Source organism: Thermodesulforhabdaceae bacterium (assembly GCA_037482015.1).
GTDB lineage: Bacteria > Desulfobacterota > Syntrophobacteria > Syntrophobacterales > Thermodesulforhabdaceae > JAOACS01.
Genome location: JBBFKT010000002.1, coordinates 78,529 through 90,601, shown reverse-complemented (window position 1 = coordinate 90,601; position 12,073 = coordinate 78,529). Strand labels below are relative to the sequence as shown.

Sequence of the window (12,073 nt, the reverse complement as noted above, 5' to 3'; positions counted from 1 at the left end):
AAAAATATCAGACATTGTTTTCTGGGATGTAAATAATGGGTTCAGTCTTGCGGCGTTCAAAGATAAGATATCCTAAAGCACCAAAAAAGGGAATAGTAGAAACTGTTAAAAACCATATAACCTTTCGCCTTGGAGAACTAAACCGACGCTTGGGAATATCCTGAATAGCCCAGAAGGTAGGAATTAACGGGGCAAAAAGTAGAACAAGAGTAAGTATCACGCTGAGAGCTGTCATTTTATACCCCTTTCTTTGATGATCTGTCTTTATCGTATTCCTTCCATCCACGAGCCATAGAACTCCTCCTTTAACCGCAAACATTCATCCAGTTGAGCGATAATCTGTTTCCACAATTCGAAGCCCCTAAAGCCAACCATCTCTATAACCTTTTGTGTTCTCTCCTGCAAGCCCTTCCTGTAAAGTCGGAAAAAGTAATATCCAACAAACAACTCGAGGATAAGAAGAGAAATAAGGGCTCCCAATCCCTCTAGAGTGAAAATCCTTTCGAAGAATCGAAGGATCCTTTCGCAAAACCATATCCACAAAGGTTTTTCTGAAATGTATCTAAATTCACCTACAGCTAGCACAAAAATTACCCCAAGCCCCCAATAGAATAAGCCTTGAAAAAGATTTAGAAACCTTGCTTTCTTCTTTTCAACCTCTTTGCAAACATCTTCAATAAGAATTTCTAGCTTTTCTTTCCAATCCGCCCATAGACGATTTGGATCATAAACAGCCGCAAGATCCTGAAATAGCTGGGGCGGAACGGAGCGCACAAGAAGTAGCCTATTTAATTGTTCCGCCAATGAAGAAAAGTGGGCCATTGTTGAATCATTAATTAAAAAGCTTGACGAAGATTCATCACTTGCTTGACCCATCTTCACAAATCGAGAAATCAAGTAAGCAGGGCCTTTAAGATTGTCCGAGTCCGAAAAATGAAGGACCCTCTCAACGATATCCCTTTTTATAACTCTACTTATGACTCGTTTCCCTTCCAGTTCCCAGCCAGTGGCAAGTTGGGATAGTTCCAGCCTGAGTGCCTTTATGTGCTCCACTGCGCTTATGCAGGTTTGAAGAGCTCTATTAATTTCTTCTTCTATTTGCTCAATTTCACGTGCGATATTGCTGTGTTTGATTTCCTGAATTTCTTTCAGTTCTCGTTCCCTAAAAACTTCCCGTTCAAAAATAAACCACTGATTTCGACTTTCCGCTGATTTGTTTTCCAAAACTTCCTTAGCCGATACCAAAAATAACAGAGGACGAGATATGCCGTTTTTTGTGAGATACCCAACAAAACTTTCCACAAGGAGCTCCAGTCGGTTTGATTCGTCTCTGAGAAGGTCGATCTTATTCAACAAAAAATAAAAATTTGAAGGGTCTTTTTCCTTGGTTACTTCCCGTAGAAATTCGTAAAAGGCTTCGTCAGCGTATTTTTCTAGAGATACCACCCAAACCAGTAAATCGAAATGGTTTAGAAAAGATCTAACGAGATTGCGATGTTCTAATTTGATACTATCAAAGTCCGGCACATCACATAGAAGCAAATTTCTAGCTTTATTTGCTCTGTGACGATAAAAGACTACAGGCAGGTTGGATTCAATCAATACGCCAGGGACAGGAATTTCCTCATGTGCATAGATAATCAACTCACTTGTGTAGGGTCTTCGGTGGCTTGCCAAAGATACGGTATCCCCCGCAAGAGCATTCATAATCGTAGATTTTCCAACGCCTGTTCCACCTAAAATACCAATTGTTAAAACACTATTGGAAAGCTCTTTGATACTTCCTTCAATATTTCTAGCTCTGGCTTTGAGATTTTCCTTCTCATCAAAAGAACATGCCCATTCCGGAAGTTTTTCAATCGTCAAAATTATTCTTTTTAGTCTCTCGTCGGGCCGCTTTGCCGGATCTTCCATACCGATCTCCGTGCCAAATAGTTCCCCCATCTATAGACATTTATTCCACACCTGGGGTTTGGGAACTGGAGATTGGGAGTTGGGAATTGGGAATTGGGAATTGAATCCCCAATCCCTAATTCCCGATCCCTGATCCCCAGTTCCCGGGGAGCACTATTACACCCCTTGTATCTCTCAGCCAGAATGCTGAGGACTTTCTTTTTCGGTGTGTGGAGTTTTATCAGATCCACAAGAGAACTTCTCCTGCGGATGTTTCTTGCACCGTTGACCTGAGCGTTCAGTTTTAGACCACAAGCTTTGCATTCAAAGCTCTGAGTGTCTTTCCTGTTCCTTTCATCAACATACCCGCAGTTGCTGCACTCCTGAGAGGTGTAAGCAGGATTCACTTCCACGACTTCTATTCCCAGAAGTTCCCTCAGTCTGTGCACCTTTTGCAGAAAATATCTCCTGCCGAGGTTCTGAACAAGCCTGTTCATCCTCCTGGAGAGCCCGGGAGACCTGAAGTCCAGCTTCTCTATTATCAGATTTGCAGGTTTGTAGAGATCAACTATTCTGTTCAGAAACCTGTTGATCTCTTTCTTGAGAAATTCCCTAAGTCTCCTCACGTATGCCACATATTTTTTGTCCTGTAGCGGCTTCAATCCGCTTCTCTGAAGATACGAGAGCCTTCCTGTGATCTTTCTGTCCAGTTTCTCCAGAAAGCTGTAGAAGTTTCTCCCGATCAGATCTCCTCTATCCGTTGCCATCAAAGGCTTCAATCCGATGTCTATCGCTATCTCATCCACAACCGGAGCGTATGGAACGTTTTCAAGCTCTTTTACTCTTTTTATCTCTATCTCCCCGTTTCTCTCCACAATCTGAATGAAGTTCAGGAACTTTCCCGGAAGACGCTCTGCGTGGGGATTGGAGATCAGGGGGATGAGAACTCTCTTGCCCTTTTCCAGAGTGGACAAAGCAAGCCACCACTCGAAGTTCTTTGCTTTCCCCTCTGCCTTTGGCTTCAGTTCAAAGACCTTGCTGTCCAGATGAAGAGAGATTTTCCTGAAAGAGGGCTTGCGAAGTCTTTTCATCACACTTCTGAAAATGGATTTGATAAGGCTTTTGTGCTTTTCTTCCACTTCCAGATTTCTTCCATCGGGAAGTCTCACCGACCGCTCTTCAAAGGAATACCAGCCATTTCTGCTGTTTATCCTGCTGAGTATAACTTTATCTTCACGGGAAAGACTTGAACTCCAGACGATTCTGAAGATTCTCTTTTTTACCTGCTCTATATGACTTCTGATCATGGAGAGCACCTGCGCGTCGCAGGTCTGCTTGTATCTTTCAGAGAGATTGCTTTTTACGGCGTCCAGCTTCGTGTATTTCTGAAATTTTCCCCTGTTGAGATAGAACTCTTTCCATCGCAGCCTCGCTATGGCCTCAGCGGTCTTCCTGTATTCCCCGATCAGAGCGATTATTTTGCTGATTTTTCCTTTGTTCGCCCTGTGTTTGAATCTGTAGGCTCCGACTGTTCTGTCAGCCACTCTGGATTTCCTCTATTATCTTCTCTGTTTTTCTCTTTGCTTTTCTAAGCCCGTATAGCTTCGCCGAAAAGCTGTAAATAACAGCCACAAAATCCTGGATCAGATCATCTTTTTCGTCTTCTGCTCCATTGACGACCTCTATGAGCTTTTCCTGTTCCTCCAGAAGCAGTCTCAGGTAGTTGAAGCCAAATCTTGTGAGGCGGTCTTTGTGTTCAACGATCAGAATGGAGTAATCTCTTTTCTTCAGGAGATTTATCAGCTTTGGTCTTGCGTCGTTGACCCCGCTTCCGATTTCCTTGACCACATGAACAATCTGATAGCCCTTTGCAACTGCGTATTCTTTTAGCCTTTCGGCCTGTTTTTCGAGATTATCTTTGTTTTCAGCGCTGGAGACTCTTGCGTAGATAGCTACACGGTTGTCGTTTCTGGGGGACTGTCTGTCTTCTTCCAGGACGACAATAGTTCCTGTGGGAAGCTGCACGGCATTCGGTAGTTTTCCATCCTTGAACATCTGCCATGCTCTTCGATAGCTGATCCCTACTTTCTTTGCCCATTCGTTCAGTTTCATGGTAACTTAATTGTAAAGATAAATTTCAAAAAGTTAAGAATTATTGTCTATATTTTTCTATAAATGACTATTAAACCGGCAACTTGTTTCTTATACAAAAGCAGAAAACCTATTCTTGTAATGATTCTCATGGGCTTAGAAGCTTACCCATACCCTATGACTGTTGGCCATTCATAACAGCGGTGTTCAAAAGCATCTCCGTTGCAGATTCATCCGGCACAAAAGATTCTATACAATCTACAAATCGATCTCGTTGAAGGAACACAATCGATTCCATGCCGCGTTTATAACGATTGGAAAGCTCTTCCACAATGCGGTAAATCTCATTATTGGCGAAAAAGTCCACCGTTGCTTTCGTAATAAAGGGGGCTATGATTGCATCAATCGCTGCTTTCGCTATTGATAATCCTCCACCTATAGCGACTTCGATACCAAGAATAAAAACTCCCCAAAGAATAAACGAAGAATAGATGCCCAGTTCTTTAGTCTTGGGAATGCCTTTAGTCATGGTTTCAAATTCTTTCTCCAGCCAATCGAAAAGATTTTTGGAATGTTCTAACATTAAGTTGTGAATATCCTCTCGGGCAATCAATCTTTTGGGCGATCTGAGCGCATCAGCAATAGTTTTTTTTTCCGGAGGAACTCTTTTCAGAACTTCTGCAATAAGAAAGTCAACGGCATGAAAGACTGGTGAATGGTCAATTTTTTCTTCGATACGTTTAAGCGTTTCTTCTCTGGAATCGTAATCTTTATCCGAAAATTCTATTCCTAGAAAACCAAAGATTTTCGAAAACGCCTGAGAAATCGCCCGGCGAGGTTTTCCAAATATGTCGTAACGATCATAGAGAACCTTAATTTGAGGGTGAACATGAGCCTTCGTGTGCTCTTTAACGCTCGAAATATGTTTTTCCAGCACTTCGGAGATTGCACGATTTGCTAAGTCCTTCACTTCACTAACGAGTTTTTTAAGAGCCGTTCGGTCTTTTTCGATCATTGACGCTAATTCCTGACGAGCATTAAGTAGCCTAACCTGAATTCGTTCGTCTTCCCGCTCGCGAATAGCCTTCCATTGTCCTTCCCCTACCCTGCTGTGAAGGCGTTCTTCCAGGATCTCCCACGCCTTAATATGATTCAACCGTCCGTCCTTTGGTTCGGAAAAAGGCAGAAAGACCAGGTTGTGCTCTGTTACTTGAATTTCTTGCATCTTAAAAACCTGAATAACATCCTCCGAATGAAGTTCCCGGGTTGCTTTGTTTACAACCACGAGAAATTCTTTGTTCTCGTTAACTATGCGGCGCAGAAATCGGTTCACACGTTCGTCAGCATACTTTTCCTGACTCATGACAAAGATAACAAAGTCGCTGAGAAGAAATATATTTTCTGCCATTCTGTGATGCTCTTTGGCCAAGCTGTCTATGTCAGGGCTATCAACAAAAACCCAGGGAAAAGGCTGAGAGTGTTCTACAATTGTAAGTTCTTCTGGAGAACCCTCCATAGGTTTGTTAACTAAGGGTTCAGTTCTAAAAGTCTTGAAACAACTCAGCTTAATATCACTTCTGCCTTTAGGGAAAGCCGCAATGGGACCACGGGTTTTCGGCCGTTCCACGCCTGTGACGCTAAGATAAGCTCGGCACAGCGAATTAAAAATGGTCGATTTTCCAGTTCCTGTTCCACCTATGATGCTGATCCAGAAGAAGGGTGCTGCCCTGCGATCCTTAGAAACAGCTAGCATGAACGACAGCTTCGCAATTGCAGCGTTAAAAGATTCCACAGGAGTGGTGTATCCGCTCCAGATTATTTTTGTCTTTGGCTTTTGAAACATTTCTTGCCTTTCATTTCAAAATGGAAGAGCCTTGATCTAAAGAGATCCTCCATATTGGGAAGGAAAATGCTCCATTCGTCTTCGGAGTTGAAGAAAAAACTACAGAGAGCCGTCTTTTTACCATGATTGGTCCACATCCAGAGCGGAGGGGACCATCTTCTGAAGGCAAGTTTTATCCCAGCTCTCCCTTTACAGGCAAAATATAAACCCCGATCAGATATTATTAGCCATCCCTTAGTGTAAGGAGCAACTGATGGCACTCTGTGAGAAAAAGCTACACTGCTCCACAAGAGCCTTTCATCATCTTCTTTAACATCGTGCCAGCGGCTTTGCCACGGTTCCGGCACAGACGAAAAAACAGAAAGACTGCGTTTGCCCTTCTTGAAGAGATCTACAACAACCAATTCCAGAATCATTCTAAGACGCCTTATGAAACTGAAAATCTTTGACAAACCGGCTTCAACCATTGCGGCAAGATATCCATTATTGTTTCCACAAGAACCAACAAACAGAAATAATCTTTCCTCTACACAGGCAATTTCTAGATTTCATTGCCGGTTTTATGTTAGGATAACTAAAATCCTTTTGGAAGATTTTTGTTCCGGTTTTGGTAGGTGGGAGAAGATGAAATGAGAAAAAACCTTTTCGTTGCACAAATCGGTTCACCCATGACTGTGGAATCCATCTTTGTCATCGAAGAAAAACAACTTCGCCGAACCAAGCTAGGCGATCCTTACGTGCATCTCAGGTTAGTTGATAAGACAGGATCTATAAACGCAAAAATATGGAAAGACAGTGACATCAATCTCGAAAACGTTCCATCCGATGGGGCGGTTTATATTAAGGGTCGAGCTGAGGTTTTCAACGACTCGATGCAGATAGTCATTGAAACAATTCAACCCACAGAATCTCAAGATATTAACCCTCTGGATTTTCTCCCATCTTCGGATCATGATCCTAACGAGCTTTTGAAGGAACTCAAAAAGCTTCTTAAATCCACTTTTTCAAGCGTTTACGGTCCTCTTTTAAAAAAATTTTTCTCTGATTCTGTCCTCATGGAGGGATTCAAGACAGCACCCGCTGCTTTGAAAATACATCACGCTTATATTGGAGGCTTACTTGAACATACTCTAAGCGTGGTAAGGCTTTGCAGCTATATCTCAAGGCAATATCCATTTCTTAACGAACATCTCCTACTCACTGGAGCGCTTTTTCATGACATAGGCAAAATTAAAGAATTCCGCTGTGATTGGAGGATAAACTATTCAGACGAAGGAAGACTCATTGGTCATATAGTGCTTGGGGTGCAGATAGTGGATAACCTGATAGGCTCTTTACCTTCCTTTCCGTCGGAAGCGGCTATGCTACTTCGGCATCTGATTCTGAGCCATCACGGAGAGCCCGATATGGGAACAGTTCAGCTTCCAATGACTCGAGAGGCTATGGCGCTCCACCTTGCTGACAATCTGGACGCTAAAATGGCAAGCATTAACCGCATTTATGAGGAAGCCCAAACGGAAGATAGATGGACCACCTATCAGGCGCTTTACTCCAGAAGGTTCTTTTTGCCAACGGAAGTTTCTGCTGAAGCAGAAAGTGAAAACTCCAGGGTTGGAGCTGAATTTGGAATGCAACTCTCAATCCAGAAACTATTAGAAAAACTTGAGAAAAACTCGTGAAAATTCAACCTAAAGTAATTAGCCTGGAAGGCATAGACGGTTCTGGAAAATCATCGGTTGCTAACTGGTTGAAGCACTATTTGGAATCGATAAACTTTGATGTGGTGCTTCTTCGAGAACCGGGATCGACCCCGTTGGGGGAAAACCTTAGAGCCTTGCTTCTCAAAGAGTCTTTCAGAACCGCATCCCCCTGGACAGATGCCTTGCTTTTTTATGCTGCGAGATTAGAAAACATCCTTCGGAATATAAAACCAGCCCTGGAAAGTGGCAAATGGGTCATTCTGGATAGATTTCAGGATGCAACGATCGCCTACCAGGGCTATGGACAAGGGCTGAATGTTGATGAACTCGAAATCATATACAGAATCGTTGCTGATGACTTTGTTCCGGACTGGACGATTCTTTTAGACTGCTCCCCAGAAGTGAGCATGAGCCGAATTCCGGACAGTGTCAGAACAAGATGGGAGCGGTTGGGAGAGACTTTCTTAGAACGAGTAAGAAAAGGTTATCTCAGTCTTGCTTCAAAGCACTCAGATAGATTCACTGTAATTGACGGGACAAAGCCACTTGAAGAGGTGCAAAACCTTATCAGAGAAGAACTCCTAAAGAGGTTTAAGCAGTGGGGCAGTTTAATTCAATCCACGGACAGGAGCGATCAATAAAAGTCGTAAAGCGGCTTATTCTCCAAAACCGACTTCCCCACGCCATTCTGCTCATCGGGAAGGAAAGAATTGGTAAAAGAGCCTTTGCCAGAGCTGTAGCCAGAGTTCTTTTGTGCGATCATAAATCAGACAATGCCGAAGCTTGCGGGAAGTGCAACTCCTGCCGTAAAGTGGATGCTCTATCTCATCCCGATCTTATGATTATTGGAACCGAGGGAAATACAATCAAAATCGATCAAATCAGAGCGATTATAGAAAAAACATCCTACAGAACAGCAAAAGATCGTTTCAGGGTCGTTATTGTTGAAGAAGCCGAAAAACTGAGTGACGAAGCTTCAAACGCTCTTCTTAAGATTCTGGAAGAGCCCCCTGAGAGAAACATCTTTATCCTTACATCTTCCAGACACCACCAGATTCTTCCCACAATCAGATCCAGGTGTTGTCATATAGCTTTACAACCAATTCCCCACGGAGAACTTCTTAAGATGGTAGAAGAGAAAGCGGGACATCTTCCTTACGAGGAGGCGCTTTTTTATGCACTTCTCGCTGATGGTAGCTGTCAAAGGCTTGAGGAGTTACTAACTGCAAGTCATGATCCCTTCCCATGGAGTTCTCTATCATCTCGCATAAAAGCTATTGCTCAAATGCCAATGTGGCAGTTTTTTTCGGAAGTTGGGAAATGGGTAGAAGATTACCCCAATCTAGAAACACTGCTCCAGCATATAAAAATCTGGCTGGCAATCTTGATAAGAAATCGTGTAGCTGGAAAAGGTGTTAGCTTGTCTGAACAGCGAAATAATTGTCTTGCAGACGAAGGACTTCTTTGTCACTCTAAAGAGGATTCAAAAGGATCTCCGCCGGATGGGAGTTTTTCCGATGAAGATATTGATAAATATCTTGACTTTTTCGAAACAATCGAGGAAGCGGAACAGGCGCTGAAATTCAATGTGAATAAGATGCTTCTACTTGGAGAAATAGGGCTAGAGATAAAGGACTGTTTTATATGAGCAAGCGTATTGGAGTGAAGTTCAGGGAAAGAAGCTTTATCTGGCACTTTGATCCAGGTCCCTGGGATGTAAAGGTTGGGGACTACGTGGTTGCTGAGTCTCCCGAAGGGATAGCTCTGGGAATGGTTGTAGAGAATCCCATACCTGTTGAGACAGAAGAAGAAAGGGCAAAGCTCAAGCAAATCGAGAGACTTGCGACAGAGGAAGATATAAACAAATACGTAAGTCATAGAGAAAAGGAACAACAAGCAAAGGAATATTGCCTTGAGCGTATCGCCTTTCATAATCTTCCCATGAAACTGGTTGATGTAGAGCTACTTTTTGATGAGTCCAAGATTATTTTCTACTTTACTGCTGAAGGGCGAGTAGATTTTAGAGAGCTGCTAAAGGATCTGGTAAAGCATCTTCGGATGCGTATTGAATTGAGACAAATCGGGGTTAGAAACCATGCTGCAATAGTGGGTGGCATAGGTATATGTGGTCGTCCTCTTTGCTGCGCCCAGTTTTTGAAAAAATTCCACCCGGTATCGCTCAAGATGGCAAAAGATCAAAATCTCAGTCTCAACCCTTTGAAAATATCCGGCACTTGTGGCAGGCTTATGTGCTGCCTTCACTATGAGCACGATGTCTATACAGTGCTCAAAGAAGGACTTCCTAAAATGGGGCGAAAAATAGAAACTCCCGAAGGAAAAGGTAAAGTCATAAGACAAAATGTGCTTGAAAGAAGTATTACCGTGGAATTGGAAGACGGAAGGCAAATAGAAATTCAATATCCGCCGCTTGACGAAGAGTATTGCCGTCAAGCTCTGGCTAAAGCCCACAGTTTAGAACAAAGTGAGGAAACCGAGTCGGATCAAGATGTTTTTAACATTGCTGGAATGGAAGAGGAAAAGGAATGACAAAGAGATTTTACGTCACAACTCCTATTTATTACGTTAATGCGCCTCCGCACATCGGGCATGCTTACACTACTATCGTGGCTGATGTGCTGAATCGCTTCCACAAACTTATGGAGTATGAAACCTTTTTCCTTACAGGAACCGATGAACACGGCGATAAGATCGTTCAGGCAGCTCAGGAAGCAGGGTTAAGCCCTAAAGAATACGCCGACAAGATCAGTGATTTATTTCGTAACACCTGGCCCAGGCTTAACATATCCAACAATTTCTTCATTAGAACGACCGACCCGGCACACAAAAAGGTTGTGCAATACGTGCTTCAGAAAGTCTATGAAGCCGGGGATATTTATTTCGGTTCTTACCGAGGTCTTTACTGCGTAGGTTGTGAGCGGTTTTACACCGAACGAGAACTCGTTGATGGAAAGTGCCCGGATCACGATAAACCCCCCATAGTAAGAGAAGAAGAAAATTACTTCTTTCGTATGAGCAAGTATCAGTCCTGGCTTATTGAATACATCGAGCAGAACCCCAACTTTATACGCCCCGAAAGGTATCGCAATGAAGTGCTCGGATTTCTTCGAGACCCCCTTGAAGATCTCTGTATTTCAAGACCTAAAGAAAGGCTCAGCTGGGGCATCCCCCTTCCCTTCGACGACCGATACGTAACCTATGTGTGGTTCGACGCTCTCATAAATTACATTTCTGCTCTTGGTTATCCTGACGGGGAACTGTTTCACAAGTTCTGGCCGGTGGCTCATCATCTAATAGCCAAGGACATCCTGAAACCTCACGCCATTTACTGGCCCACGATGCTTAAGGCGGCAGGTATTCCACCTTACCAGAGCCTTAACGTTCACGGCTATTGGAAGATTGAAGAAGGCAAGATGAGCAAAAGCAAAGGGACGGTCATTCGTCCCCTCGATCTTGTAAACATTTATGGGCTTGATGCATTCAGGTATTTTCTAATGCGAGAGATGGTATTTGGACTTGATGCCAACTTCAGCGAGGAAGCCCTCATACAACGCCTTAATGCTGATCTGGCAAACGATCTGGGGAATCTTTTCAGCAGAACATCAGCTATGGTGAAAAGATTCTGCGGTGGGCTTACCCCAGAATGGCGGGATCAAATAGATAATCCTCAGGATAGGGAACTTCTTGCAAAGTGCGATGAAACCAGGTCAACCTATGTGCCAGCAATGAAAGAAATGGAATTTCATAAAGCGCTTATCTATATCTGGGATCTTATAAACGGAGCTAACAAATACATTGACGAAGTTGCACCATGGGATCTTGCAAAACAGGGAAATCGTGAGCGGTTGGATCAGGCTTTGCGACTCCTGCTGGAAGTGAATCATCTTGTGGCTGTGCTTATCGCTCCTTTTATGCCTGAAACTGCAGAAGAAATGCTTAAGCGGCTTGGAACACCTGAACAGGCCTTTGATCTTTCCTGGTCTCAAGATGCACTTATACCTGCCTTAAAAACTGGTGTGTCTATTGAAAAAGGTGAAGCCCTATTTCCTCGAGTGGATATAGAAGCGTGGAGAAAGAAAAAACAGCAACAGGACGTAAAAATCGAGGAGGTAAAATCGGTGAGGGACTCGGAAACGTTAATCTCCATCGAAGAATTCCAAAAGATAAAACTGGTGATTGGAACTATCGTTGAAGCTGAACGCGTTCCAAAATCGAAAAAGCTTATGATGCTCAAAGTGGATATTGGAGAAATTCGGCAGGTAGTAGCGGGAATAGCGGAACACTATAATCCTTCGGATCTCGTTGGTAAACAGGTGGTTTTGGTAGCTAATTTACAGCCTGCAAAGCTCATGGGAGTGGAATCTCATGGAATGGTGCTTGCTGCCGGAAGCCCCGAAGGACTAAAGCTGGTCGTTCCAGAAAAGCCCGTTCCCCCGGGGTCCATTGTGAAGTGAAGAAAAGCCCCTGAAAGAAGCTCAAAAACATAATAGCCACTCAAGAGGGCGAAGAAGTTTTCGCCCTCTATCAA

At 43.4% G+C, this 12,073-nt stretch carries 11 protein-coding genes; 5 read left to right on the top strand and 6 right to left on the bottom strand.

Annotated features, from left to right (window positions below; all coding sequences use genetic code 11):
• Positions 1-7: 7 nt before the first annotated feature.
• From WHS38_04740 to WHS38_04715, 6 genes are all read right to left on the bottom strand, one after another.
• Positions 8-235, bottom strand: a complete 228-nt coding sequence (locus WHS38_04740) for a PLDc N-terminal domain-containing protein (protein ID MEJ5300279.1) — start codon at positions 233-235, stop codon at positions 8-10.
• 29 nt (positions 236-264) lie between these two features.
• Positions 265-1,914, bottom strand: a complete 1,650-nt coding sequence (locus WHS38_04735) for a GTPase (GenBank protein ID MEJ5300278.1) — start codon at positions 1,912-1,914, stop codon at positions 265-267.
• Positions 1,878-3,437: a zinc ribbon domain-containing protein gene (locus tag WHS38_04730; GenBank protein MEJ5300277.1), complete on the bottom strand. Its 1,560-nt coding sequence runs from the start codon at positions 3,435-3,437 to the stop codon at positions 1,878-1,880. Before WHS38_04730 ends, WHS38_04735 begins: the two co-directional genes overlap by 37 nt.
• The gene (locus WHS38_04725) at positions 3,430-4,005 is read right to left on the bottom strand and encodes an IS607 family transposase (protein ID MEJ5300276.1); all 576 of its coding nucleotides are present in this window, start codon (positions 4,003-4,005) and stop codon (positions 3,430-3,432) included. The genes WHS38_04730 and WHS38_04725 overlap by 8 nt, the downstream gene beginning before the upstream one ends.
• A 154-nt stretch (positions 4,006-4,159) precedes the next feature.
• Positions 4,160-5,827, bottom strand: a complete 1,668-nt coding sequence (locus tag WHS38_04720) for a GTPase (protein MEJ5300275.1) — start codon at positions 5,825-5,827, stop codon at positions 4,160-4,162.
• Complete coding sequence (locus WHS38_04715) at positions 5,800-6,294, bottom strand: hypothetical protein (protein ID MEJ5300274.1); 495 nt, start codon at positions 6,292-6,294, stop codon at positions 5,800-5,802. The genes WHS38_04720 and WHS38_04715 overlap by 28 nt, the downstream gene beginning before the upstream one ends.
• 162 nt (positions 6,295-6,456) lie before the next feature.
• Here WHS38_04715 and WHS38_04710 point away from each other — a divergent pair, with 162 nt between their 5' ends.
• The 5 genes from WHS38_04710 to metG are packed head-to-tail and all read left to right on the top strand — an operon-like array spanning position 6,457 to position 11,999.
• Complete coding sequence (locus WHS38_04710; GenBank protein MEJ5300273.1) at positions 6,457-7,506, top strand: HD domain-containing protein; 1,050 nt, start codon at positions 6,457-6,459, stop codon at positions 7,504-7,506.
• On the top strand, positions 7,503-8,168 hold the full coding sequence (tmk, locus tag WHS38_04705; GenBank protein ID MEJ5300272.1) for a dTMP kinase: 666 nt from the start codon (positions 7,503-7,505) through the stop codon (positions 8,166-8,168). The genes WHS38_04710 and tmk overlap by 4 nt, the downstream gene beginning before the upstream one ends.
• Entirely contained in the window at positions 8,126-9,175 is a 1,050-nt protein-coding gene (holB, locus tag WHS38_04700) for a DNA polymerase III subunit delta' (protein ID MEJ5300271.1), read from the top strand. Before tmk ends, holB begins: the two co-directional genes overlap by 43 nt.
• On the top strand, positions 9,172-10,074 hold the full coding sequence (locus WHS38_04695; protein ID MEJ5300270.1) for a stage 0 sporulation family protein: 903 nt from the start codon (positions 9,172-9,174) through the stop codon (positions 10,072-10,074). Before holB ends, WHS38_04695 begins: the two co-directional genes overlap by 4 nt.
• Positions 10,071-11,999, top strand: coding sequence for a methionine--tRNA ligase (gene metG, locus WHS38_04690; GenBank protein MEJ5300269.1), 1,929 nt, complete (start codon positions 10,071-10,073; stop codon positions 11,997-11,999). The genes WHS38_04695 and metG overlap by 4 nt, the downstream gene beginning before the upstream one ends.
• Positions 12,000-12,073 lie beyond the last annotated feature (74 nt).